At 63.1% G+C, this 24,932-nt stretch carries 17 protein-coding genes, 2 tRNA genes and 1 pseudogene; 7 read left to right on the forward strand and 13 right to left on the reverse strand.

What is annotated here, in order from left to right; all coding sequences use genetic code 11:
* Positions 1–71: 71 nt before the first annotated feature.
* The 6 genes from typA (at position 72) to AC3D25_RS07115 (ending at position 9,773) form a co-directional block, all read left to right on the forward strand.
* Positions 72–1,898: a translational GTPase TypA gene (gene typA, locus AC3D25_RS07090; protein WP_488887723.1), complete on the forward strand. Its 1,827-nt coding sequence runs from the start codon at positions 72–74 to the stop codon at positions 1,896–1,898.
* Positions 1,899–2,200: 302 nt separating this feature from the next.
* On the forward strand, positions 2,201–5,059 hold the full coding sequence (locus AC3D25_RS07095) for a 2-oxoglutarate dehydrogenase E1 component (protein WP_488887724.1): 2,859 nt from the start codon (positions 2,201–2,203) through the stop codon (positions 5,057–5,059).
* A gap of 136 nt (positions 5,060–5,195) precedes the next feature.
* Positions 5,196–6,506: a 2-oxoglutarate dehydrogenase complex dihydrolipoyllysine-residue succinyltransferase gene (gene odhB, locus AC3D25_RS07100; protein WP_488887725.1), complete on the forward strand. Its 1,311-nt coding sequence runs from the start codon at positions 5,196–5,198 to the stop codon at positions 6,504–6,506.
* Positions 6,507–6,576: 70 nt separating this feature from the next.
* Positions 6,577–8,007 carry a dihydrolipoyl dehydrogenase gene (lpdA, locus tag AC3D25_RS07105; RefSeq protein WP_488887726.1) on the forward strand — a complete coding sequence of 477 codons (1,431 nt, stop codon included), beginning with the start codon at positions 6,577–6,579 and terminating at the stop codon, positions 8,005–8,007.
* Between the two features lie 101 nt (positions 8,008–8,108).
* The gene (gene zapE / locus AC3D25_RS07110; protein WP_488887727.1) at positions 8,109–9,206 is read left to right on the forward strand and encodes a cell division protein ZapE; all 1,098 of its coding nucleotides are present in this window, start codon (positions 8,109–8,111) and stop codon (positions 9,204–9,206) included.
* 132 nt (positions 9,207–9,338) lie between these two features.
* Positions 9,339–9,773, forward strand: a complete 435-nt coding sequence (locus AC3D25_RS07115; RefSeq protein WP_488887728.1) for a transposase — start codon at positions 9,339–9,341, stop codon at positions 9,771–9,773.
* Between the two features lie 94 nt (positions 9,774–9,867).
* On the opposite strand, the gene AC3D25_RS07120 is transcribed toward AC3D25_RS07115, so the two are convergent.
* From AC3D25_RS07120 to AC3D25_RS07165, 10 genes and pseudogenes are all read right to left on the reverse strand, one after another.
* Positions 9,868–10,329, reverse strand: coding sequence for a DUF2147 domain-containing protein (locus AC3D25_RS07120; RefSeq protein ID WP_488887729.1), 462 nt, complete (start codon positions 10,327–10,329; stop codon positions 9,868–9,870).
* Positions 10,330–10,647: 318 nt separating this feature from the next.
* Positions 10,648–11,436, reverse strand: a complete 789-nt coding sequence (gene surE, locus AC3D25_RS07125) for a 5'/3'-nucleotidase SurE (RefSeq protein ID WP_488887730.1) — start codon at positions 11,434–11,436, stop codon at positions 10,648–10,650.
* 91 nt (positions 11,437–11,527) lie between these two features.
* On the reverse strand, positions 11,528–11,773 hold the full coding sequence (locus AC3D25_RS07130; protein ID WP_488887731.1) for a hypothetical protein: 246 nt from the start codon (positions 11,771–11,773) through the stop codon (positions 11,528–11,530).
* 165 nt (positions 11,774–11,938) lie between these two features.
* Positions 11,939–12,895: a DUF1571 domain-containing protein gene (locus AC3D25_RS07135; protein WP_488887732.1), complete on the reverse strand. Its 957-nt coding sequence runs from the start codon at positions 12,893–12,895 to the stop codon at positions 11,939–11,941.
* Positions 12,896–12,910: 15 nt separating this feature from the next.
* On the reverse strand, positions 12,911–14,662 hold the full coding sequence (locus tag AC3D25_RS07140) for an AMP-binding protein (RefSeq protein ID WP_488887733.1): 1,752 nt from the start codon (positions 14,660–14,662) through the stop codon (positions 12,911–12,913).
* An 87-nt stretch (positions 14,663–14,749) separates the two neighbouring features.
* Complete coding sequence (locus tag AC3D25_RS07145; RefSeq protein ID WP_488887734.1) at positions 14,750–16,054, reverse strand: acetyl-CoA C-acetyltransferase; 1,305 nt, start codon at positions 16,052–16,054, stop codon at positions 14,750–14,752.
* Between the two features lie 34 nt (positions 16,055–16,088).
* On the reverse strand, positions 16,089–17,000 hold the full coding sequence (locus AC3D25_RS07150; protein WP_488887735.1) for a MaoC family dehydratase: 912 nt from the start codon (positions 16,998–17,000) through the stop codon (positions 16,089–16,091).
* An 8-nt stretch (positions 17,001–17,008) separates the two neighbouring features.
* Positions 17,009–18,451: a 3-oxoacyl-ACP reductase gene (locus tag AC3D25_RS07155; protein WP_488887736.1), complete on the reverse strand. Its 1,443-nt coding sequence runs from the start codon at positions 18,449–18,451 to the stop codon at positions 17,009–17,011.
* Positions 18,452–18,453: 2 nt separating this feature from the next.
* Positions 18,454–20,904 (reverse strand): acyl-CoA dehydrogenase, encoded by a 2,451-nt coding sequence (locus AC3D25_RS07160; RefSeq protein WP_488889625.1) that lies wholly within the window; start codon positions 20,902–20,904, stop codon positions 18,454–18,456.
* A gap of 156 nt (positions 20,905–21,060) precedes the next feature.
* Positions 21,061–21,792 (reverse strand): annotated as a pseudogene (locus AC3D25_RS07165) (TetR/AcrR family transcriptional regulator); the annotation flags it as partial.
* A 504-nt stretch (positions 21,793–22,296) separates the two neighbouring features.
* Here AC3D25_RS07165 and AC3D25_RS07170 point away from each other — a divergent pair.
* On the forward strand, positions 22,297–22,557 hold the full coding sequence (locus tag AC3D25_RS07170) for a helix-turn-helix domain-containing protein (RefSeq protein ID WP_488887737.1): 261 nt from the start codon (positions 22,297–22,299) through the stop codon (positions 22,555–22,557).
* A 121-nt stretch (positions 22,558–22,678) separates the two neighbouring features.
* Here the strand turns inward: AC3D25_RS07170 and AC3D25_RS07175 are convergent, their stop codons facing one another.
* The 3 genes from AC3D25_RS07175 to AC3D25_RS07185 form a co-directional block, all read right to left on the reverse strand.
* Complete coding sequence (locus AC3D25_RS07175) at positions 22,679–23,896, reverse strand: MFS transporter (protein ID WP_488887738.1); 1,218 nt, start codon at positions 23,894–23,896, stop codon at positions 22,679–22,681.
* Positions 23,897–24,359: 463 nt separating this feature from the next.
* Positions 24,360–24,446 (reverse strand) — tRNA-Leu (locus AC3D25_RS07180).
* A 134-nt stretch (positions 24,447–24,580) separates the two neighbouring features.
* Positions 24,581–24,667 (reverse strand) — tRNA-Leu (locus AC3D25_RS07185).
* Between the last annotated feature and the right edge of the window lie 265 nt (positions 24,668–24,932).

Consider the following 24,932-nt stretch of genomic DNA (forward strand, 5'->3'; position numbering starts at 1 on the left):
GTTTGAGCAGATTCAATGCTTACTCGACTTCTACGCGGCTCGCACTGACGGCGCTCAACTGTACATATCCTATGACTCGCGCCCTTCGCAATATCGCCATCATTGCCCACGTCGACCACGGCAAGACTACGCTCGTCGACCAGTTGCTTCGTCAGACCGCAACGTTCCGTGACAACCAGCAGCTCACCGAACGCGTGATGGACTCGAACGACATCGAAAAGGAGCGTGGCATCACGATCCTTTCGAAGAACTGCGCGGTCGAATACGAAGGCACACACATCAACATCGTCGACACCCCGGGCCACGCCGACTTCGGCGGTGAAGTGGAGCGCGTGCTGTCGATGGTGGACTCGGTGCTGCTGCTCGTGGACGCCGTCGAAGGCCCGATGCCGCAAACGCGCTTCGTGACCAAAAAGGCGCTGGCGCTCGGCCTGAAGCCGATCGTCGTGATCAACAAGGTTGACCGGCCGGGCGCGCGGATCGACTGGGTGATCAACCAGACGTTCGACCTGTTCGACAAGCTGGGCGCAACCGACGAGCAACTCGACTTCCCGATCGTCTACGCATCCGGCCTGAACGGCTATGCGGGCTTGAACCCGGACGTGCGCGAAGGCGACATGCGTCCGCTGTTCGAAGCCGTGCTGCAACACGTCCCGGTGCGTCCGGCCGATCCGGAAGCGCCGCTGCAACTCCAAATCACCTCGCTCGATTACTCGTCGTATGTTGGCCGTATCGGCGTGGGCCGCATCACGCGCGGCACGATCAAGCCGGGCATGGCGGTCGCCGTGCGCTCGGGTCCGGACGGCGCGATCCTGAACCGCAAGATCAACCAGGTGTTGTCGTTCAAGGGCCTGGAGCGCGTGCAGGTGGATTCGGCTGAAGCCGGCGACATCGTGCTGATCAACGGTATCGAGGAAATCGGGATCGGCGTGACGATTTGCGCGCCGGACACCCCGGAAGCGCTGCCGATGATCACCGTCGACGAACCGACGCTCACGATGAACTTCCTCGTGAATTCGTCGCCGCTCGCTGGCCGTGAAGGCAAGTTCGTGACGAGCCGCCAGATCCGCGACCGTCTGATGAAGGAGCTGAACCACAACGTGGCGCTCCGCGTGAAGGAAACCGGCGACGAAACCACGTTCGAAGTGGCGGGTCGCGGCGAACTGCACCTGACCATTCTCGTGGAAAACATGCGTCGTGAAGGCTACGAACTCGCGGTGTCGCGTCCGCGCGTGGTGATGCAGGAAATCGACGGCGTGAAGCACGAGCCGTACGAAAACCTGACCGTCGACATGGAAGATGCGCACCAGGGCGGCGTGATGGAAGAACTCGGCCGCCGCAAGGGCGAAATGCTCGACATGGCGTCGGACGGCCGTGGCCGCACGCGTCTCGAGTACAAGATCGCGGCGCGCGGCCTGATCGGCTTCCAGGGCGAGTTCCTGACGCTCACGCGCGGCACGGGCCTGATGAGCCACACGTTCGATTCGTACGCGCCGGTGAAGGAAGGTTCGGTCGGCGAGCGCCGCAACGGCGTGCTGATCTCGCAAGACGACGGCGCGGCTGTCGCCTACGCCTTGTGGAAGCTGCAGGATCGCGGCCGCATGTTCGTGTCGCCGGGCGATGCGCTGTACGAAGGCATGATCATCGGCATTCACAGCCGCGACAACGACCTCGTCGTGAACCCGATCAAGGGCAAGCAACTGACCAACGTGCGTTCGTCGGGTACCGACGAAGCTGTTCGCCTCGTGCCGCCGATCCAGATGTCGCTGGAATACGCGGTCGAATTCATCGACGACGACGAACTCGTCGAAGTGACGCCGCAGTCCATCCGTCTGCGCAAGCGCTACCTGAAAGAGCACGATCGCCGTCGCGCGAGCCGTGAAGGCGCGGTCGACTGATTCCGGTCGCCTAGCGTTGCAGAAAGCCGCCTTCGGGCGGCTTTTTTTTCGCGGTAACGCCCGCAAATAGGCGTTGCAAGCATTATGAGATAGCCGCAAAGCGCCGCTGCGTAAGCCTTCGGGTGCGGCGATCGGCTATATGGACTATGTGATCTGTGCTATGCTAGTCAGATGTATTGCCGATTTTTAGGTCCTTCCAAGCAGACTTGATTCGCGCAATCCGCTAAACGGTCAGGCCGTGTCGCGGAAGGTTTCAGTAACCCGCTATTTTTCGAGAAACTCGAAGAAAGGTGAGCGTAAAAATGATGAAGCAATTCCAGCTGAACTCTTATTTGTTCGGCGGTAACGCTCCGTACGTCGAAGAATTGTACGAAGCGTATCTCGATAATCCGGCGTCAGTGCCCGAGACCTGGCGTGATTATTTCGACGCGTTGCAGAACGTGCCCGCATCCGACGGCACGAACCAAAACGACGTGGCTCACGGCCCGATCGTCGAATCGTTCGCCCAGCGCGCCAAATCGAACGGCTTCATCCCGCGCGAAAGCAGCGGCGAGCTCGCGACCGCGCGCAAGCAGGTGTTCGTCCAGTCGCTGATCGGCGCGTATCGTTTCCTCGGCTCGCAATGGGCCAATCTCGATCCGCTCAAGCGTCGCGAACGTCCCGCCATTCCCGAACTCGAACCCGCGTTCTACGACTTCACCGAAGCCGACATGGACCAGACGTTCCATGCGCAAAACCTGTATTTCGGTTTTGAACAGGCGTCGCTGCGTGAAATCGTGAAGGCGTTGCGCGACACGTACTGCGGTACGCTCGGCGCCGAGTTCATGTATATCAGCGATCCGGAACAGAAGCGCTGGTGGAAAGAGCGCCTCGAATCCATCCGCTCGACCCCGAATTTCTCGAACGACAAGAAGAAGCACATCCTTCAGCGCCTGACGGCCGCAGAAGGGCTTGAGCGCTTCCTGCACACCAAGTACGTCGGCCAGAAGCGCTTCTCGCTGGAAGGCGGCGAAAGCTTCATCGCCTCGATGGACGAAGTCGTCCGTCACGCGGGCGCGGCGGGCGTGCAGGAAATCATTATCGGCATGGCTCACCGTGGACGGTTGAACGTCCTCGTGAACACGCTCGGCAAGATGCCGGCGGATCTTTTCGCCGAGTTCGAAGGCAAGCACGTCGACGACCTGCCGGCCGGCGACGTGAAGTATCACAAGGGTTTCTCGTCGGATGTCTCGACAGACGGCGGCCCGGTTCACCTGTCGCTCGCGTTCAACCCGTCGCACCTCGAAATCGTCAACCCGGTGGTGGAAGGGTCGTCGAAGGCGCGGATGGATCGTCGCGGCGACGAAAACGGCATGCAGGTGCTGCCGGTCCAGATCCACGGCGACGCGGCTTTCGCGGGCCAGGGCGTGGTGATGGAAACGCTGAACCTCGCGCAGACGCGCGGTTACGGCACGCACGGCACGCTGCACATCGTCATCAACAACCAGATCGGCTTTACGACGTCCGACCCGCGCGACGCGCGCTCGACGCTGTATTGCTCGGACGTGGCGAAGATGATCGAAGCGCCGGTGTTGCACGTGAACGGCGACGATCCCGAAGCGGTCGTGCTCGCCACGCAGCTCGCCATCGACTTCCGGATGCAGTTCCACAAGGATGTCGTGGTCGACATCATCTGCTTCCGCAAGCTCGGCCACAACGAGCAGGACACGCCGGCCGTCACGCAGCCGCTGATGTACAAGACCATCGCGAAGCATCCGGGTACGCGCGCGCTGTACGCTGAAAAGCTCGTGCAGCAGGGCGTCATCACGGCAGCGGAAGGCGACGGTTTCGTGAAGGCGTATCGCCAGGCCATGGACGACGGTCATCACACGGTCGATCCGGTCCTGTCGAACTTCAAGAGCAAGTACGCGGTGGACTGGGTGCCGTTCCTGAACCGCAAGTGGACCGACGCCGCCGATACGGCCGTCCCGCTCGCGGAACTCAAGCGCCTGGCCGAACGCATCACCACGATTCCCGAGAACTTCAAGCTGCATCCGCTCGTCGAGCGCGTGATCAACGATCGCCGCGCGATGGGCCGCGGTGAATCGAAGCTCGACTGGGGCATGGGCGAGCATCTTGCGTTCGCGTCGCTGGTGGCGTCCGGTTACGCCGTGCGTCTGACGGGTCAGGATTCGGGCCGTGGCACGTTCACGCACCGCCACGCCGTTCTGCACGATCAGAACCGGGAGCGCTGGAACGACGGCACGTACATTCCGCTGCAGAACATCGCGGACGGTCAGGCGAAGTTCAACGTGATCGATTCCGTGCTGTCGGAAGAAGCGGTGCTCGGTTTCGAGTACGGCTATTCGACGGCCGAGCCGAACACGCTGGTCGCGTGGGAAGCCCAGTTCGGCGACTTCGTGAACGGCGCGCAAGTGGTGATCGACCAGTTCATCTCGTCGGGCGAAGTGAAGTGGGGCCGCGTGTCGGGTCTTACGATGCTGCTGCCGCACGGCTACGAAGGACAGGGTCCGGAGCACTCGTCGGCGCGTATCGAGCGTTTCCTGCAACTGTGCGCGGATCACAACATGCAAGTGGTCCAGCCGACCACGCCGGCGCAGATCTTCCATCTGTTGCGCCGCCAGATGATCCGCTTGTTCCGCAAGCCGCTCATCATCGCCACGCCGAAGTCGCTCCTGCGTCACAAGGAAGCGGTGTCGGACCTGTCGGAACTGGCGAAGGGCTCGTTCCAGCCGGTGATCGGCGAAGTGGACGATTCGATCGACGCGAAGAAGGTCAAGCGCGTGATCGTATGCTCGGGCCGCGTGTATTACGACATCGTCGCGCATCGCCGCGAAGCGAAGGCGAACGACGTCGCGATCGTGCGTATCGAACAGCTTTACCCGTTCGCGCACAAGCAGTTCGACGCGGAAATCAAGAAGTACGAGCACGCGACGGACGTGGTCTGGGTGCAGGACGAACCGCAGAATCAGGGCGCCTGGTTCTACGTTGAGCACCATCTGCGCGAAGGCATGAAGGACGGTCAGAAGCTGGCATACAGCGGACGCCCGGCTTCGGCATCGCCCGCCGTCGGCTATTACGCGAAGCACTACGAGCAGCAGAAGGCGCTGATCGAAGGCGCGTTTGGCCGTCTGAAAGGCGCGCAGATCGTTACCAAGTAAGCCTCAAGCGGCGGACCGGGCCGGTTTCAGGCCCGCCCGGTTCCACCTTGCGGCTTCTTGCAGTGCCCGCAATCGTTCGGGCGCGGCGAGCCGCACGGTTCGTTACTCACAAGACACGTATTAGGATAATTTCACAATGTCTATCGTAGAAGTCAAAGTTCCCCAGCTCTCCGAGTCGGTTTCGGAAGCCACCATGCTGACGTGGAAGAAAAAGCCGGGCGAAGCGGTTGCGCAAGACGAAATTCTCATCGAAATCGAGACCGACAAGGTCGTGCTCGAAGTGCCGGCACCCTCGGCCGGCGTGCTCGCGCAAGTGATCAAGCATGACGGCGATATCGTCGTCGCCGACGAGATCATCGCGAAGATCGACACGGAAGCGAAGGCAGGCGAAGCGCCGGCAGCCGTCGCCGCCGCGGGCGACGCGGAAGTGAAACCGGCGCCGCAAGCCGAAGCGCCGGCAGCCCAGCCGAGCCAGGAAGCCGCGCCGGCCGCGACCGGTTCGAACAACGCGGCATCGCCCGCAGCGGGCAAGATCCTGGCTGAAAAGGGTCTGTCGAACGACCAGGTTTCGGGTTCGGGCCGCGACGGCCGGATCACGAAGGGCGACGCCCTCGCCGCGACGCAAGGCGCGCCGGCTGTCGCCGCAACGGGCGGCCCGGCGGCCAAAGCCGCGCCCGCACCGAAGGCCGCGAAGCCCTCGCTGCCGGACGTCAAGGCGCCGACCTCCGCCGATCAGTGGCTCAAGGACCGTCCGGAGCAGCGCGTGCCGATGTCGCGTCTGCGCGCGCGTATCGCCGAGCGTCTGCTCGAATCGCAGCAGACCAACGCCATCCTGACGACGTTCAACGAAGTCAACATGGCGCCGGTGATGGACCTGCGCAACAAGTACAAGGACCGTTTCGAGAAGGAACATGGCGTGAAGCTCGGCTTCATGTCGTTCTTCGTGAAGGCCGCCGTTCACGCGCTGAAGAAATTCCCGCTGGTGAACGCGTCGATCGACGGTAACGATATCGTCTATCACGGCTACTTCGACATCGGTATCGCGGTCGGTTCCCCGCGCGGACTGGTGGTGCCGATCCTGCGCAACGCAGATCAGATGAGCCTCGCCGACATCGAGAAGAAGATTGCCGAGTACGGCGCGAAGGCGCGCGATGGCAAGCTGTCGATCGAGGAAATGACGGGCGGCACGTTCTCGATCTCGAACGGCGGTGTGTTCGGCTCGATGCTCTCGACGCCGATCATCAACCCGCCGCAGTCCGCCATTCTCGGCGTGCACGCGACGAAGGAACGCGCTGTGGTCGAAAACGGCCAGATCGTGATCCGCCCGATGAACTATCTGGCGCTCTCCTACGACCACCGCATCATCGACGGCCGCGAAGCTGTCCTGTCGCTCGTCGCGATGAAGGACGCGCTGGAAGATCCGGCTCGCCTGTTGCTCGACCTGTAATTATTTACGGACTCGTGGCGCGCTCCGATAGGCTCGGGGCCGCCGCGTATCCATCAAGAGAAGGATAGTCATGTCCAAAGAATTTGACGTAGTCGTGATCGGCGCGGGCCCGGGCGGGTACATCGCGGCGATCCGCGCGGCGCAGCTCGGCAAGACGGTTGCGTGTATCGAGAAGTGGAAGAACCCGGCCGGCGCATTGAAGCTCGGCGGCACGTGCCTGAACGTGGGCTGCATTCCGTCGAAGGCGCTGCTCGCTTCGTCGGAAGAGTTCGAAAATGTTTCGCATCACCTCGGCGACCACGGCATCAACGTGGGCGACGTGAAGCTCGACATCACGAAGATGCTGGCCCGCAAGGAAGGCATCGTCGAAAAGATGACGAAGGGTATCGAGTTCCTGTTCCGCAAGAACAAGATCACGTGGCTCAAGGGTCACGGCAAGTTCACCGGCAAGACGGACGCTGGCGTGCAGATCGAAGTGTCGGGCGAAGCAGAGACCGAGACGGTCACGGCGAAGAACGTGATCATCGCGACCGGTTCGAAGGCGCGCCATCTGCCGGCCATTCCGGTCGACAACCGAATCGTGTCCGACAACGAAGGCGCGCTGTCGTTCGACTCCGTGCCGAAGAAGCTCGCCGTGATCGGCGCGGGCGTGATCGGTCTGGAACTCGGCTCGGTGTGGCGGCGTCTGGGCGCGGAAGTCACCGTGCTCGAAGCGCTGCCGGCATTCCTCGCCGCCACCGACGATTCGCTCGCGAAAGAAGCCGCGAAGCAGTTCAAGAAGCAGGGCCTCGACATTCACCTCGGCGTGAAGATCGGCGAAGTGAAAACCACCGACAGCAGCGTATCGATTGCCTACACGGACAAGGACGGCCAAGCGCAGACGCTCGACGCCGACCGCCTGATCGTGTCGATCGGCCGCGTGCCGAACACGGACAATCTCGGCCTGGACGCGATCGGCCTGGCGGCCGACGAGCGCGGCTTCATTCCGGTGGACGAGCACTGCGCAACGAGCGTGGCGAACGTGTACGCGATCGGCGACGTGGTGCGCGGCCCGATGCTCGCGCACAAGGCGGAAGACGAAGGCGTGCTGGTGGCGGAGATTATCGACGGTCAGAAGCCGCATATCGACTACAACTGCATTCCGTGGGTGATCTACACCGAACCGGAAATCGCGTGGGTCGGCAAGACGGAGCAGCAGTTGAAGGCCGAAGGCCGCGAGATCAAGACCGGCCAGTTCCCGATGATGGCGAACGGCCGCGCGCTGGGCATCGGCCGTGCGGAAGGCTTCGTGAAGATGATCGCGGACGCGAAGACCGACGAACTGCTCGGCTGCCACATCATCGCGGCGAACGCGTCGGATCTGATCGCGGAAGCGGTCGTGGCGATGGAGTTCAAGGCGGCGTCGGAAGACATCGGCCGGATTTGCCATCCGCATCCGTCGTTGTCGGAAGTGATGCGCGAAGCCGCGCTCGCCGTCGACAAGCGCGCGCTGAACATGTAAGCACGCGTTCAACGCGCAGGCAGCACCTCGACGAAGGCGGGCGGGTGGGGATTTCCCGCCCACCCGCCTTCGTCATATCCACAGGCCACATTCGCGGCATCATGAACGTCACCGAATACTACGAACACGAACTGCGGACCCGGGGTTATCAGTCCGACGAGGCGCAACTCGCCGCCGTGCGGCGTCTGCAGCGCTGCTACGACGAGTGGGTGGACTACAAGTCGCAACGCTCGAACGCGTTCAAGAAGCTGATCCTGCGCCCGGACTTGCCGAAGGGCGTCTACATGTGGGGCGGCGTCGGGCGTGGCAAGAGCTTCCTGATGGACAGCTTTTTCGCGGTCGTGCCGGTGCAGCGCAAGACGCGGTTGCATTTTCACGAGTTCATGCGCGAGGTGCATCGCGAACTCGAAGATTTGAAAGGCCAGGCCGATCCGCTCGACGAACTCGCGCGGCGTATCGCGAAACGTTACCGGCTGATCTGCTTCGACGAGTTCCACGTCTCGGATATCGCCGACGCGATGATCCTGTATCGTCTCCTCGATCGCCTGTTCAACAACGGCGTGCAGTTCGTGATGACGTCCAACTACGATCCCGACACGCTGTATCCGGACGGGCTGCATCGCGACCGTCTGTTGCCCGCCATCGAACTCATCAAGTCGAAGCTCGACGTGATCAACGTGGACGCCGGCCTGGATTATCGCAAGCGCACGCTCTCGCAGGTCAAGGCGTATCACACGCCGCTCAATCAGGCCGCCAACGAGGCGTTGCGGGCCGATTTCGCGAAGCTCGCGGCGGTGCCCGACGAAAGCCCGCTGCTGCATATCGAGAAGCGCGAGTTGAAGGCGCTGCGAAAGGCCGACGGCGTCGTGTGGTTCGACTTCGCGACGCTGTGCGGCGGTCCGCGCTCGCAGAACGACTATCTCGAACTGGCGAGCCGCTTTCACGCGGTGATTTTGTCGGATGTGCCGCAGATGTCGCCGCGCATGGCGTCGGAGGCGCGCCGCTTCACGTGGCTGATCGACGTGTTCTACGACCACAAGGTCAAGCTGCTGATGTCGGCAGCCGTGAAAGCGGAGGAGCTGTACGTGGAAGGACCGATGGCGAACGAATTCGCGCGCACGGTTTCACGGATCGTAGAGATGCAGTCGAAGGAATATCTGGAGACGCCGCGACGTCTCGTCGATACCTCGCTCACGTAAATACGAGAATCAAAAATCCGCGCTGCGCCAATTGCAGCAAGGCTGAGCATTCATTTTCAAGATTAGGACATCTCTGATATAGCGCATCGGGCGCGAACGGTATCTTCTCTACATCAACTTGTGGAGAGAACCATGCAACCGTACAGAGACATGACCGACGAAGAATGGCAAGCGGTCGCGCCTTTGCTTCCTGAATTGCGCCCGCGCGCCGAATTGCGCGGCCGTCCGCTCGCCAACACGCGCGCCGTGCTGAATGGCGTGCTCTGGGTCATGTATAGCGGCGCTTCGTGGTCCACGCTGCCGCGCAAATATCCGTCGTATCAGACCTGCCATCGCCGCTTCAAGGCATGGCACGACAATGGTGTTCTGCTGCGCGTCATGCAGCAGATGTTCGGTCCGTCCGGCGAAAGCCTTTACACGTTGATGACCTCGCGCATGCGCCTTCCTGGCGATCCGGTCGCGTTCGAGGAACAAAGCGTGCCGGGTCTCGTTCACCCCCCCGTTCAACGTCCGGCTTTGCCGGCTACGTCGATCTTCACGATCTTCGACGAACGCCACGCCGCCTGAGGCTTGGCGCGCAGTCCAGATGCAAAAGCCGGTTCGGAACCGAGTGTTCCGAACCGGCTTTGTCATATCTGTGCTGCTCGCGTTCTCGGGCAACTTATTGCTGGCGTATCCACGTCTGCGAGCGCCCAAGCAGCGACACCCCGATATATCCCCGCACGATCAGCTTTTGGCCGCCGTCTTCCAGATGCATCTTGCATTTGTAGAGCTTGCCGTTTTCGGGGTCGAGGATCTGGCCGCCGTCCCAGCCGTCGCCGTCCGGTTTCATGCCGCTGATGATGGTCATGCCGCGCATCAACTGGTCCTTGCGTGAATCGGTGCAGGCGGTGCAGCGGCGGTCGGGTTTGTCGTTGTCGCCGAGACCTTGGACGATCTTGCCCGCGAGCGTGCCGCTTTCCTGCTGAATCTGGACCACGGCTTTCGGCTGGCCGGTTTTGTCGTCGATAGTTTGCCAGAGGCCTACCGGCGAGGCCGACTGCGCCAGCGCGACGGTCGCCGACGCGAACAATACGCCCGCCGTGATTGCACGCGCGAACGCGCGTTTCGGGAATCCGGTCATCTTTCCTCCTTGATGTGCTTCGTCATTATTGTGTCTCGTGAAAAACGCGAACACGCGGCAATGGCGCATCCCGCCTCACGGCCGATCAGAATAACGGAAAGCACCGGCGGCGTTTAATAGGAAATCCTCTACTGCGAAACGCCGTGGCGGCGCGTGAAATCGACGCGCGCGGATCGAGTGTGTCATCGATGCGCAGCCATCGCCGCAACGTAACTTGCGAACGGATGCGCGCGTTCCAGACGGTCGAAGCGGAACGGCTGGCGCGCGATCGGACGTGGCTAGATCGAACGTGGCTAGATCGACGGCGCGCCGACTTCGTCAAGCCGAGCCCGATAATCCGGCGGCGAGCGCGGTGAAAGTGCGCTCGTCGGTGCGATCGAACTGCAGCGGCGTAACCGAGATTCGACCCGACGCGACGACGGCGGTTTCGCTGTCCGGCGCATTCTCGCGCGCGCCGCGCTGAAAGCGCAGCCAGTGATAGGCGAGCCCGCGCGGATCGACTTGCGGCAATACATCGATCCCTTCGACGAGACCGGCGCCCTGACGCGTCGGCGTGAGCGGCCCGGCGTCGGCGGCGTCGATATCGGGGAAATTCACGTTCAGACAGGTGGGCGCGTCGTGAGAAATGGCGAGCAACTGGCGGATCACGCGCGCGGCGAGTGCGCGCGAAGTGTCCCAGCGGACGTTCTGCGGATCGCGGAAGGTCTGGCTCAGCGCGATGGACGGCAGCCCGAGCAAGAGGCCCGTCATGGCCGCGCCCACGGTGCCGGAGAACATGGTTTCGACGCCGAGATTGCCGCCGCGATTGATGCCCGACAACACGAGCGTGGGCGGCGCGTCCTTCATCAGATGCCGCGCGGCCATCACGACGCAGTCGCCTGGCGTGCCTTGCACGCCGAAGCGCCGCTCGCCCTGGCGGCTGACACGCAGCGGCGAATGCAGGCTGATGGAATGCGATGTGCCGCTTTGATCGTGTTCGGGCGCGACTACCCAGACCTCGTGGGCGATTTCGGCGGCGACGGCTTCGAGCGCGGCGAGACCGGGCGCGTCGATACCGTCGTCGTTGGTCAGCAGCACGCGTTGAACGATGGGTTCACTGGCGGACATCGCGGTGTTCTCCTTTGATCGGCAGCGGAAGTTAGCTGAACACGACTCAGCTCAGCCGCCGATTATTGCAGAGAAACCTGAGCGCCGCCGCTTAGCCGGCGATTCCGAGTCCGCGCAGGATGGCGTTGCCGTCTTCGGTCAGGCGCACTTTTGTTTCGCCTTCCGACGGCGACACGTATTCGACATAGCCGTATTCGCGCAGCGAGGCGATATCGGGCGAGGCCGCCATGACGTCGATGGGCGCGTGCAGCAAGAGCAGCAGCGCGGCGAGTTCGTGATGGCTCAAAAGCCGCTTGATCGCGCGGACCGGCGCGGATGATGCCTGACGGAGGTTCATGGGCTCGAACTCCAGGTGATACATGGCTTGACGCGCGAGCGGCGCGCGGCGTGTCGCTTGATGTGGTTCTTCTCGTCCGCGCAATTTAGCCGCGAAGTCTTAGGCGAAACTTAAAGGCGTGGGCGCCGAAAATTACTCCGCATTTACTGAGTGCAGGTACGCCCGTTAGAACTTGTAAGAAGGGTTCTTGGGGTCGAACGTGGTGTCGTCGAAGGTCTTGGGCGCGATGTGTTCGAACACGATGCTCTCGAAGATGCGGCCCTGGTTGTCGAACGATTCCGCCGAGCGGAAATAGGGCCGCCGCAAATCCAGCCCGAGCACTTCTTTCTTTGCGTAGAACGCGGGCTGGCCGGCGGGCGTTTCGTAAGTAAAGGCGACCACGCGCGCACCGTCGATCATCTTGACTTCGATATGGTTCGCGCGCGTCACGCCGGCTTCCGCGAATTTCGTGCCCTCGGCGAGAAACTGGCCCGTGATGTATTCCGGGCCGAGATCGCGCACCGTGTGGTTCGATTGCGAGCGCGCGAGCGAACCGGAAATCGACGCCCAGATCGACATGACGTCAAGTACGCCGCCAAGATGTCCGTACATTTCATCGCGGCGTTGCGTTTCGTCGTAAAGCACTTCCTGCCCGGCGCGCGCGCCGTCGGGCAGCCATTTCGCGTAGATCCGCAGCGGTTCGCGCGTGACCCGCACGAGCATGTGGTCCGATTCGTCGGGCCATTTGCCGTCGATCCGCTCACGGCGGCGCATCGTCAATTCGTAGGACGGGTAGCCGTTCGGACCGTCCTTCAGATAGCGCGGCACGGCGAGCGGATCGAGCGAATTGAAGAGGTTGACGAGGGTGGCGTCGTCGAGTTGGGCAAGCAGACCGCTCTGCGCCGCGCGACGCAGCCAGCGAACCTGCTGGTCGAGCGTCAGTTTGCCGACCTTGGCGGGCGGCGTCGTGGGCGCGGCCGGAACGCTTGCGGAAAGCGCGGGACTTGCTAACGAGCCAGCAAGCGCTACGACAGGCGCATTCTCGGACGCGGCGTGTACGCAGCCGAAGCGCAGCGCCGCCACCAGCAGGGCGCACAGCGGAACAACACGATTCTTCAGACGACGCTTGCGTGCTTTCGGCATGAAACGCTCCGTGGACTAGTCTTTTGCTTTGGCTAGTTCCGCGGCGCGCAGTTCACGGCGAAGTATCTTGCCCACGTTCGTCTCGGGCAGCGAAGTGCGAAATTCGACTATCGATGGCACTTTGTAACCGGTCAGATGCTCGCGGCTGAAGGCGATCACTTCGTCGGCGGTGAGCGTGGCGTCGCGCGGCACGACGAACACTTTGACGCGTTCGCCCGCAACGCGGTCCGGCACGCCGATCGCCGCCGCCGCGCGCACTTTCGGATGCATCGTGAGGACGTCCTCGATCTCGTTCGGGTACACGTTGAAACCTGAAACCAGGATCATGTCCTTCTTCCGGTCGATCAGCCGCAGGAAACCTTCCGCGTTCATTACGCCGATATCGCCGGTCGCGAGCCAGCCGTGTTCGTCGAGCGCCTTCGCCGTTTCGTCCGGCCGGTTCCAGTAGCCACGCATCACTTGCGGACCTTTCACGCACAGTTCGCCCGGCTCGCCGACGCCGCCCCACGTGCCGTCGTCGCGGCGCAGGCGCACGAGCGTGGATGGCACCGGCAAGCCGATGGATCCGTCGAAGGCTCTCAGGTGGCCGGGATTCATCGGCGTGCTCGACACGATAGGCGAGCATTCCGTCAGTCCGTATCCTTCGATAATCGGCTGGCCGGTCACCTTCTCGAAACGTTCGGCGACCGATTTGTGCGTCGCCATGCCGCCCGCCATCGCGAGTTTGAGCTTCGAGAAATCGCGCGCGCGGAAGGCTTCGTCGTCGAGGAACGCGTTGTAGAGCGTGTTGACCGCGGTGATCGCGGTGAAGGTTTCGTGGCGCAGGATTTTCATCACGCGCTTCACATCGCGCGGATTCGCGATCAGGATATTGCGGGCGCCGAGACCCATGAAAATCAGCGCGTTCACCGTGAGCGAGAAGATGTGATAAAGCGGCAACGGCGTGAGCACGGTTTCGGCCTCGCTGGTTAGCTGACCTTGCGCCCACGCTGTCGCCTGCAAGAAATTCGCGATGATATTGCGGTGCGTGAGCATCGCGCCTTTCGCCACGCCGGTGGTGCCGCCCGTGTATTGCAGGAACGCAATGTCGCCGTGTCCGACGCGAACCGGTTCGAGACGCCGCCGACGGCCTTGTGCGAGCGCGTCGAGCAGCGGCACGGCGTTCGGGAGTTCATAGGCGGGCACGCGCTTTTGCACGTGACGCAGCATGAAGTTGAGCAGGTGGCCTTTGACGTTGATGCCATCGCCCAGCAGGTCGCCGATAGCCGTCACCACAATATGCTTGATCCGCGTGCCGGGCAGCGCATCCTGCAAGGTTTTCGCGAAATTCTCGAACACCACGATGGTCTGCGCGCCGCTGTCCTTTAACTGGTGAGCGAGTTCGCGCACCGTGTAGAGCGGGTTCACGTTGACGACGATCGCCCCCGCGCACAACGCGCCGAACAGCGCGACCGGATACTGGAACGTGTTCGGCAGCATGATCGCGACGCGGTCGCCAGGCGCGACGCCCAAGCCTTGCAGATACGCGGCGAACGCACGCGCCTTGATGGCGAGCGCGCCATAAGTCAGGTTCGATCCGACGCTCACGTAAGCCACGCGTTCGCGATACCGCTCGACGCATTCGTCGAAGAAATGCACGAGCGAGCGATAGCGCAACATGTCGATTTCGTGCGGGACGCCGGGCGGATACGCCGCGTACCAGAGGCCGTCGGTCGCGTGCGGCGGTTCCGATACGGCGGGGCGCATCGGCCTGTCTGCGTGGTTCATGTGCTGTCTCCGTGACGCGGCGGTGCGCGTCTTCTAGCGGCGCGGCGTCGAGGCCAGCGCTCGGGTACTACTACGTTTATCGACCACTCAGCGTTCCAGAATCGCCACGACGCCCTGACCGCCCGCCGCGCAGATCGATATCAAGCCGCGCGACGTCGGCCCATGCGCGGGCGCTTGCGACATCGTCTTGGCAAGCATCCCCAGAATCCGTCCGCCGGTTGCCGCAAACGGATGACCGGTCGCAAGCGAACTGCCGTTCACATTCAGTTTCGCGCGATCCACCGGCCCAAGCGCATGCTCAAGCCCGAGTCGCGCGCGGCAGTATTCGTCGTCTGCCCACGCGGCGAGCGTGCACAGCACTTGCGCGGCAAACGCCTCGTGGATCTCGTAGAAATCGAAGTCCTGAAGCGCGAGACCCGCGCGCGCGAGCATGCGAGGAACGGCGTAGGCGGGCGCCATCAACAGGCCTTCTTTTCCATCGACGTAATCGACAGCCGCCGTTTCCGAGCACGTCAGATACGCCAACACCGGGAGCTTGCGCGCCGCCGCCCATTCCTCAGACGCAAGCAGCACGGCGGATGCGCCGTCGGTCAGCGGCGTCGAATTGCCCGCAGTAACCGTGCCCGCGTCGCGGTCGAACGCGGGCTTGAGCGCGGCGAGCCGGTCGGACGTGAGGTCGGGGCGCAGCGTGTTGTCGCGCGTGAGGCCGCGAAAGGGCGTCATCAGGTCGTTGAGGAACCCGCGCTCGTAAGCCGCCGCGAGGTTGCGATGACTGTCGAGCGCCAGCGCGTCCTGCGATTCGCGCGAAATCTTCCAGCGCTTCGCCATCAGTTCGCAATGCTCGCCCATCGAAAGTCCGGTGCGCGGTTCGCTGTTACGCGGCAAAAGCGGCTTGAGCAACATGGCGGGCCGCAGCTTCGAGAAAGCGGCCAGCCGCTGGGTCGCCGAGCGTCCGCGATTGGCTTCCAACAAAATTTGGCGCATGTTTTCGTTCACGCCGATCGGCGCGTCGGAGGCGCTATCCACGCCGCCCGCGATGCCCGCGTCTATCTGCCCGAGCGCGATCTTGTTCGCGACGAGAATCGCGGCTTCCAGTCCGGTGCCGCACGCCTGGCTCACGTCGTAGGCGGGCGTCTCCTTCGCGAGCGTCGTGCCGAGGACGGCTTCGCGCGTGAGGTTGAAATCGCGCGAGTGCCGGATGACCGCGCCCGCCGCGACCTCGCCGAGCCGCAGCCCGTGCAGATCGTAACGGTCGATCAAGCCTTGCAGCGTGAACGTCAGCATGTCCTGATTCGATGCGGTCGCATACGCCGTGTTCGCGCGCGCGAACGGAATCCGATTGCTGCCGACAATGGCGACACGGCGCGCGGCGGGCGGAGCGGACACGATCATGGGTGGTCTCGTCGAATGCGTTGTGATGCGTGGTTCATGGCAGCGTCCACGCGATACGTCCCCGCAAATGCGGCTTTTCTCCCGCGATATCACGCACTTCGAATTCACGGGCGGCGGCGTCCGGCGCGGTGTCCAGTGCCGCGCTCCAGAGCGTCACGTCGCCGGGCAGGTAAACCGGCAGCTTGAAATCGGCTTGAACATTCGCCGTGGCGAGTGCTTTCGCGGGCTGCAGCGCGGCGACGCCGCGGCCGAGCGTCCACATGCCGTGCGCGATGGCGCGCGGAAAACCGAAGGCCTTCGCGGCGAGCGCGTGCAGATGGATCGGATTGAAGTCGCCGGAAACCTTCGCGTAATCGCGGCCCAGTTGCGCGGGAAGCTGCCAGCGCGCGTCGCGTTCGAGCAGCGGCGCGTCGGCGCTTTCTATCCTCGGCACACTCGGGTTGGCGGCGCCGTGCGTGCGCTTCAGATAAACACTGTCACTGTCCCAGACCGCTTCGCCGCCGCGAAAGATCCGCGTATTCAGCGTGAATGCGTGACCTTTTTCGTGCGCCACGAGCGGTCCGCTTTCCACCTCGACCCGCACGTTATCGCCCGCGCGTAGCATGTGCCGCAGGTTGATCGTGTTCGCGAGATGCACGATGCCGCTCGCTGACCACGGAAAAGCCGGATCGGTGAGCAGCATCAGGTGTAGCGGAAAGCCGAGCACGTGTGGGAAGGTGAGCGGCACGCCATGTTCGGGGATGAAGCCGCACACGCGCGCATAGCGGGCGATCTCGTCGGGCGCGAGCGTCACGGCGGAGCGCACGAGGCGCAGCGCGGGAAGTTCGGCCGTGTTGCCGTGTTTGAAAAGCCCGGCCAGCGCGCGGCCGTAGAGTCGCGCGGGCGGCGGCAGCGTATCGACGGCGATGGTTCGCGGCCGCATGGCGTTGCGCGCGTTCAAGCTCATGTTCACGCTCACGCGCCGATCAGGCTCTGTCCGCATACGCGCACCACGTGTCCGGTGACGCCCGCCGAGCCGGGGCTCGCGAGCCAGGCGATCGTTTCGGCGACATCGACCGGCAAGCCGCCCTGGCTCATCGAATTCATGCGCCGTCCTGCTTCGCGCAGTGATAGCGGAATGCGCGCGGTCATCTGCGTTTCGATAAAGCCCGGTGCGACCGCGTTGATCGTGATGCCGCGTTCGCGCAGCCGCGCCGCCATGCTTTCCACGCGGCCGATCACGCCCGCTTTCGAGGTCGCATAGTTGGTCTGGCCGCGATTGCCCGCGATCCCGCTGATCGACGAAACGCCGATGATCCGGCCGCCGTCGCGCAGCACGGATTGGCCGAGCAGGGCGTCGTCGATGCGCTCCTGCGCCGACAGATTGATGTCGATCACGCTCGACCACGCGGCTTCCGTCATTCGCGCAATCGTCTTGTCCTTCGTGATGCCCGCATTGTGGACGACGATATCGACGCCGCCGAGCGCGGCGAGCGCCGCCGCGATGGCATTGGGCGCGTCGGGGGCGGCGATATCGGCGGTGAGCGTGGAATGCGAGCCTTCCGAGGGCGCTGCGTCTTCGATGCCGAGCATGGTCTGGTCGAGCGCGTCGGCCGCTTGCGGCGTGTCGAGGCCCGTGACGTGCGCGCCCTGATCGGCGAGCGTCCGCGCAATGGCCGCGCCGATACCGCGCGCTGCGCCCGTCACGAGCGCGCGCTTGCCCGCGAGCGGCAGCGCCCAGTCGGCGGGCGCAATGGCGGGCGCGCTGGCCGTTCCCGCGTCGATCCGCACGACCTGTCCCGACACATACGCCGAGCGCGGCGAGAGAAAGAAGCGCAGCGTGGAATCGAGCTGCGCGCCGGGCGCGACGTAGAGCAGGTTCGCCGTGATGCCGCCGCGCGCTTCCTTGGCAATCGATCGCACGAATCCTTCGAGCGCGCGTTGCGCCGTCCACGCACGCGGGTCCGCACAGCTTTCAGGCGGCCGGCCAATCACGACGATACGTCCGCTTTTGGCGACCGAGCGCAAACCGTCGTGGAAAAAGCCGTACAGCGGGGCGAACTGGCTGCTGTCGGAAAAGCCGGTGGCGTCGAAGATCAGCGCCTCCACGCGGTCGCTCGACACGGCATCCGGCGCGCGCGGCTCGAAGCGGCCGGCCATCGCGCCCTGCGCGTTTGCAAGCGCGAGCCAGCCGCGCGCGCTTTCGTGTGCGACGCCGGTCATGGAGAGCGCCGAAAGCAGCCCGACGAGCGGCTCGAACAAGGTGGGCGACGGCCCCGCGCCGATCGCGGCCATGCCGCCGAAGTCGTCACGGTCGGCGCGATGACGGCGCAGCACTTCGGGCTTCGGCAGGCCGATCGAGCGCGCGAGACTCGCGCCGAACGGCGAATTCACGAAATTCAGATAGCGGTCTTTCATGATCAGACTTCGGCTTCCTCCACCTGCTGTTCGAGCGCGAGCTTGCGTTTTTGCAGCGCCTCCAGCATACCGAAATCGGCCGGAAAATCGTCCACTTTCACGACCTCAGCCGCGTAGCGCGCGAAGTCGGCGAGCACTTGCCGGTCGCTAGCGTCGATCAAATCCGCCGCTTCCGCGCGTTCGCCCCAGGCCTCGAGTTCGGGCAGGCTTTGCGGCATCGGCGTGATGTGTCCGGCCTTCACCGCGCGGCGCGTCTTGCGGTCGATCTCCACGAAACGCGGGCTCAGCGCGAACGCGACTTCGCCGTAGCCGAGCGGATCGCTATCGGCCTGCGGCGCGTACGAATCCGCGATCAACCGTTCGCGCGCCGGGCCGGGCGTCTGCATGAGTTCGGCGATTTCGCTCGCGAGCCGGTCGCGCGGCACGCGATGCGGCATGCCGAACGGATACACGAGCGCACGCACGACAGCGGCGACGACGCGGTTCGGATAGTTCGCGAGCACGCCGTCGAACGCGGCCTGCGCCAGATGCAGCGAATCCTCGACACCCCAGCAGACGAGCGGCAGATCCGCCGCCTGGCGGCCTTCGTCCTCGAAACGCTTGAGCGTCGCGGAAATCAGGTAGAGCTGAGAGAGAATGTCGCCGAGACGCGCGGAAAGCCGCTCGCGGCGCTTAAGTTCGCCGCCGAGCACGAACATGGAGACATCCGCGAGCAGCGCGAAACCGGTCGAAAGGCGCGTGGCCGCGCGGTAGTAGCGGGCGAGGCGCGGGTCCGCGCGCGAGGGCGCGGGAATCAGCGCGTCGCCCCCGAGACCGAACACGAGGCTGCGCACCACGTTCGATGCGGTGAAACTCGCGTGGCCGAAGAACGCGTCGTCGAAATCGGTGAGCGCGCGGCCCGCGTTCGGTTCGCGCGTCGCGGCCATTTCCTTCAGCACATACGGATGGCAGCGGATCGCGCCCTGGCCGAAGATAATCAGGCAGCGCGTGAGAATGTTCGCACCTTCGACCGTGATCGAAATCGGCACTTGCTGGTAGGCGCGCGCGAGGAAATTCGACGGCCCCATGCAGATGCCCTTACCCGCGACCACGTCCATGCCGTCGTTCACCACCATCCGTGCGCGCTCGGTGATGTGATATTTCGCGATCGCCGAAATCACCGACGGCTTCTCGCCGAGATCGACCGCCTGCGCCGAAAGCCGGCGCGCCGCGTCCATCACGTACAGATTGCCGCCCATGCGCCCGAGCGCTTCCTGCACGCCTTCGAAGCTGCCGACCGCCGTGCGGAACTGACGCCGCACGGCCGCATACGCGCCGGTGCCGCGCACGGCGAGTTTCGCCATGCCCACATTCGACGACGGCAGCGAAATCGCGCGGCCCGCCGCGAGACATTCCATCAGCATGCGCCAGCCGTTGCCCACCTGCGCGCGCCCGCCGATCACCCATTCGAGCGGGATGAACACGTCGCGGCCCCAGTTCGGGCCGTTCTGGAAGACGGCGTTGAGCGGCCAGTGCCGACGGCCGATATTCACGCCCGGATGCTTCGTCGGGATCAGCGCGCAGGTGATGCCAGGTTCGTCGGCGGCGCCCAGCAGATGCTCGGGATCGAGCGCGCGGAACGCGAGGCCAAGCACGGTCGCGATCGGCCCGAGCGTGATGTAGCGCTTGTTCCATGTCACCTTGAAGCCGAGCGTCTCGCGGCCTTCATGCATGCCGCGACAGACGACGCCGACGTCGGGAATGGCCGCGGCATCCGATCCGGCGTAGGGACTCGTCAGCGCGAAACAGGGGATTTCGTCGCCGCGCGCGAGCCGTGGCAGATAGTGGTTTTTCTGCGCCTCGGTGCCGTATTGCATCAGGAGCTCGGCGGGTCCGAGCGAGTTCGGCACCATCACCGAGACGGCCGCCGCCGAGCAGCGGGTCGCCAGTTTCATGATGACCTGCGAGTGCGCGTAGGCGGAGAACTGCTTGCCGCCGTACTGCTTCGGAATGATCATCCCGAGAAAACCTTCCTGCTTGATATAGCGCCACGTCTCGGGCGAGAGGTCTTGCCACGCGAGCGTCGTGTCCCAGTCGTTCGCGAGATCGCAGAGATGCGTGCATTCGTTATCGAGAAAGTGCTGTTCTTCTGCGCTGAGCGTCGCCGGGCCGTGGGCGAGGAGCGTTTCCCAGTGCGGCCGCCCGGAGAACAGCGCGGCGTCCCACCAGACCGTACCCGCTTCGATGGCATCGCGCTCGGTCGGCGACATCTCCGGCAGGATCTTGCGGAAAATGCCGAGCACGCGGCGCGTGATCAGCGCGCGGCGCAGCGGCCGGACGGCCAGCACGAGCGCCGGGCCGATCAGCACGAGCGCGAGCAGCACGGTCGCGAGCGGCGCGGCGACGCGCGAGAACGCCGCGACCCAGACGACCGTCCACGCGAGCCACGCCACGGCGGGGGCGCGCATGAACATGAGCGCCCCCGAGACGACGATAAGCGCGATCACGAAGCTGGCAATCATCGAAAACCTCCCTGTCGATAGTGTTGGCGGCAGTGCGCCTTTTTATGGGACGTGTCGTGCGCGAGCACGCGGCGTTCCAGACGATGCAGCCGGTCAGGCGACGGCATCCGCGTCGCAGAGCACCGCGCCGAACGCGGCCATGTGCGAGTCGTCGGGAAGCGGAGCCTTGAGCGCGGCGACCATCAGCGAGGCGAGGCGGCCGATCAGTTGGCAATCGTCAAGACGCCGGCCTTGCGAAAAATCGTGGATCAAACTGTCCGTGTCGCCGCCCGCCAGAACGCCGGACAGCGCGCCGATCGAAAAATGCAGCCGCCAACCCAGTTCCTCGCGCGGCAGATGCGGCAGCACGCGCTGAAACGCCTCGAAGAAACGTTCCGCGACCGCGACGTAATGCGCGCGCAGAAAATCGCGGATGAAAGGCGAGGAATCGGTATAGGCGCGGCCGAGCAGACGCAGGAACGCGGGGCCGCCGCGAGCAGGATCGCGCGAACGTCGCAGCGCCGGGATGAACATCGCGCCGAGCACGTGTTCGCAGGTGACGCGCGCGCCGAGCAGGGTATCGAAGCGGTCGAGCAGCGCGAGACGATCGTGGTTGAGCCCGTCGAGACGGCGCGATAGCATCGCGTGAATCAGCGCTTCCTTGCAGCCGAAGTGATAGTTCACGGCCGCGAGATTGACCTCGGCGCGCGACGTGATCTGGCGCAGCGACATCGCCTCGAAACCGAACTCGATGAAGAGCGTTTCGGCGGCATCGAGAATGCGCGCTTTGGTGTTTTGAGGCGAGCGGGGCGGACGCGACGCTGCTGCCGCGCCGGAAGTGATTGAACGTGTTGCGGGCATGCACGCCTCCTTGCCGGTTTCCCGGTCGCGAACAAGCGATTCAAATCTCTAATTTAAACGGCTGTTTTTTTTAAGATAAGAGGAATCGCGGGGAGAGGCGAGGGGTTTTGGTGGAGGCGGGACTCTATTTGAGTAAATTCCGATTTCTCCTGGGCGTCGCATTGTTGCTGCGAGCGCGTGAGATACTTTTTGCGTGGACGAGATATTGTCGTCCGATATGTCAGCTGTGGGTCAGAGACCTCAGCGGATGCGCGGTGTCGGCAGAAGTGGCCACGCGCTTCGCTGGCCGAACAAAGTAAATGATCGGGATAACGAAGTAAAGAGGACGCCTGACCGCTATCAGGCGCCCGAACCAAAACGTCGCTCACTCTTTTAACGAAAGGAACACTCGGTGGCGACTTGCGCCACCGTTGGTCAAACCAACGCGACTCGCCGGATTAACTTAAGCGCCATTTGACCGTTACGGCGCCCGAAGATTAATACAACACGGAGAAGCGCTGGTATATGAAGAAATCTAAATATCGCTTAAGCACGGTATTCACGAGCACGGTCGAATTCGATGAATTCCCCTGCGCGAACGAAACGCGTGCGTGGGGATTCGACTTTGCCGCGTACCCGGCGCAGCAAAGGCGAAGTTCGGCTGACTGGCTTGATGTGAAATGCCGCGCGCTGTCCCTGTTGGCTCGGGGATACTCCATCAAGGAAGTGTCGAGCCGCTGCAAAGTGAGCGAAAGCACTCTGCGCAGATGGCGTCGGGCAGCATAGTCCGAGCGCGGAGCGTCTCGCGCTTAAACTTTCGGCTCGCTCGAAGTCCATGCTCGTACTGGACGCCGAGCTACGCATATCGCATCCTATGCGTAGCTCGATTAGACGTTCACATGGGTACCTACGTCGTCCCCACCTCGTGCGCCGTCTGCGTCATATCGATCCCCCGTCGTTCGCGGCTAAACAAAATCAGCGCGGCGATAACAACCGCCACCGTGCCCGCGACGATCGCCATTGCCATGCCGTAGTTGTCGCCGTGACTGACCGCGATCGATGCCTGCATCGTCGCGTTCACCGATGCAAGCAGATTGCCCAACTGATAGACCAGCCCCGGAAACGTCGCGCGAATTTCGTCGGGCGAGATTTCGTTCAAGTGGACCGGGATCACGCCCCACGCGCCCTGCACGGAGATCTGCATGAGGAACGCGCCGGCCGCGAGCGCGACCGGCCCGCTCGAAAATGCCCACAGCGGCAGCACCGGCAACGCGATCAGCGACGCGATGAAAATCGCCCAGCGCCGCCCGATCTTCTCCGACATCGACCCGAAAAAGAGCCCGCCGCAAATCGCGCCGATGTTCAGCACGATCGTGATGTACGACACCGTGTGCGGATCGAAATGATGCTGCTCGCGCAGGAACGTCGGATACAAGTCCTGCGTGCCGTGCGAAAAGAAATTGAACGCGGTCATCAGCACGATCGAGTAGACGGAGAGCGCCCAGTTCTGCTTGAGCGTCGCGAGGAGGCCGGGACGCGGGCGCTTTTCCATCGCCTTCCACGCCGGCGATTCGGGCACGTGGGCGCGCACGTAGAGCACCAGCAGCGCGGGAATGACGCCGACGAAAAACATGCCGCGCCAGCCAATGTACTGATAGAGCACCCCAAATACGATGGACGCGAGCAGGTAGCCGCTCGGATAGCCGGCCTGCAGCAATCCGGAGACGAAGCCGCGCGCCTTGGGCGGCACGGTTTCCATCGTGAGCGCCGAGCCGACGCCCCATTCGCCGCCCATCGCAATGCCGAAGAGGGCGCGCAACACGATCAGCGTTGTGAGGTTTGGCGAAAAGCCGGAGAGCAATTCGAGCAGGGAGTAGCACGCAATGTTGATCATCAGCGTGGGGCGGCGGCCGAATTTATCGGCGAGACGGCCGAATATCAGCGCGCCGATTGGACGCATCGCGAGGGTTAGCGTAATGGCAAAAGCGACCGCCGGTATTTTCGTGTTGAATTCGGCGGCTATATCCTTCAGCACGAATACCATCAGGAAAAAATCGAAGGCATCGAGTGTCCAGCCGAGATAGGCGGCAATCGTCACGTTTCTTTGTTCGCGAGTCCAGCTCATTGCGGTGGTCTCCGTATTCGAATAGTCGGTGATTAATCAACACGCTTGCGTGGCAAGCCCGCCCGTGCAGGGCGCCCGCCGTGCGCGGGCACGACGAGTGTACGCCGGTGTTTAATACAATGCTTTTATCCCGGCTCGCAATGAAACTGTCTAACCGGTATTAACCCGATGCGCTTATCGACCGTTCAATGCGTTAGCAATTCATATTCCTTTACGGCGTTGCCGCGTATTGGATAATTGAAAGGAAAATGAATTGATGATGTATTGAAGAGGCAATGGGGCAGAAAGGATTTGATGCAGTGCGGCTTAAGCATTTCGGCGGGGAGCCGATCCGGGTTCAACTCGCCGACTTGCGCGCGTCGGAATGTCATCACAGCAACTCACAAAACGTGCGGACAACAAAAAACCCCACGAACGAAGTTCTGTGGGGTTGATCGTTTTGCTGCTCCTAACTGTAATACCTTGGTGCCCAGGAGAGGACTCGAACCTCCACGGTGTTGCCACCGCTAGGACCTGAACCTAGTGCGTCTACCAATTCCGCCACCTGGGCCAAGGGTTACTGCTGAGCCCGCTACTTTAGCAGGTTCCGACGTGCTGTCAATCGGAAAGTGATTGAGCGGTCGTGCATTGCTCGTTCACTTCACAAAACAAAAAAGCCACCCGAAGGTGGCTTTTTCAAACATCTGGTGCCCAAGAGAGGACTCGAACCTCCACGGTGTTGCCACCGCTAGGACCTGAACCTAGTGCGTCTACCAATTCCGCCACCTGGGCAAGGGTGCGTGTGCAGCAAAGAACGTAATTATATCGGGGCTGAATCCGCTGTCAAGCATTTTGAGATCGAAAGGCGAGTGCGATCGAGCGGCGTGCCGAAACCGCCTGCGAGGCCCGTCTGGCCTTATGTTCTGCCTGAGGTTCTGGCTAATTGGCAGCAGTTATAGGGTGTTAGAATGGTCCGCAGATTTGGCCGGCCGCCAGGTAATCTGTGAGCGCGGAGGGCCGTCAGTGCGGGCCGTCATCGTCAATCCAGGCAAGACGT

The sequence above is a fragment of the Caballeronia sp. SL1002 genome (genome assembly GCF_057814995.1).

Excerpts from the sequence above, each read along its gene's own strand:
- typA (WP_488887723.1), top strand. The coding sequence starts at position 72 with ATGACTCGCGCCCTTCGCAATATCGCCATCATTGCCCACGTCGACCAC.
- AC3D25_RS07095 (WP_488887724.1), top strand. The coding sequence starts at position 2,201 with ATGATGAAGCAATTCCAGCTGAACTCTTATTTGTTCGGCGGTAACGCT.
- odhB (WP_488887725.1), top strand. The coding sequence starts at position 5,196 with ATGTCTATCGTAGAAGTCAAAGTTCCCCAGCTCTCCGAGTCGGTTTCG.
- lpdA (WP_488887726.1), top strand. The coding sequence starts at position 6,577 with ATGTCCAAAGAATTTGACGTAGTCGTGATCGGCGCGGGCCCGGGCGGG.
- zapE (WP_488887727.1), top strand. The coding sequence starts at position 8,109 with ATGAACGTCACCGAATACTACGAACACGAACTGCGGACCCGGGGTTAT.
- AC3D25_RS07115 (WP_488887728.1), top strand. The coding sequence starts at position 9,339 with ATGCAACCGTACAGAGACATGACCGACGAAGAATGGCAAGCGGTCGCG.
- AC3D25_RS07120 (WP_488887729.1), bottom strand. The coding sequence starts at position 10,329 with ATGACCGGATTCCCGAAACGCGCGTTCGCGCGTGCAATCACGGCGGGC.
- surE (WP_488887730.1), bottom strand. The coding sequence starts at position 11,436 with ATGTCCGCCAGTGAACCCATCGTTCAACGCGTGCTGCTGACCAACGAC.
- AC3D25_RS07130 (WP_488887731.1), bottom strand. The coding sequence starts at position 11,773 with ATGAACCTCCGTCAGGCATCATCCGCGCCGGTCCGCGCGATCAAGCGG.
- AC3D25_RS07135 (WP_488887732.1), bottom strand. The coding sequence starts at position 12,895 with ATGCCGAAAGCACGCAAGCGTCGTCTGAAGAATCGTGTTGTTCCGCTG.
- AC3D25_RS07140 (WP_488887733.1), bottom strand. The coding sequence starts at position 14,662 with ATGAACCACGCAGACAGGCCGATGCGCCCCGCCGTATCGGAACCGCCG.
- AC3D25_RS07145 (WP_488887734.1), bottom strand. The coding sequence starts at position 16,054 with ATGATCGTGTCCGCTCCGCCCGCCGCGCGCCGTGTCGCCATTGTCGGC.
- AC3D25_RS07150 (WP_488887735.1), bottom strand. The coding sequence starts at position 17,000 with ATGAGCTTGAACGCGCGCAACGCCATGCGGCCGCGAACCATCGCCGTC.
- AC3D25_RS07155 (WP_488887736.1), bottom strand. The coding sequence starts at position 18,451 with ATGAAAGACCGCTATCTGAATTTCGTGAATTCGCCGTTCGGCGCGAGT.
- AC3D25_RS07160 (WP_488889625.1), bottom strand. The coding sequence starts at position 20,904 with ATGTTCATGCGCGCCCCCGCCGTGGCGTGGCTCGCGTGGACGGTCGTC.
- AC3D25_RS07170 (WP_488887737.1), top strand. The coding sequence starts at position 22,297 with ATGAAGAAATCTAAATATCGCTTAAGCACGGTATTCACGAGCACGGTC.
- AC3D25_RS07175 (WP_488887738.1), bottom strand. The coding sequence starts at position 23,896 with ATGAGCTGGACTCGCGAACAAAGAAACGTGACGATTGCCGCCTATCTC.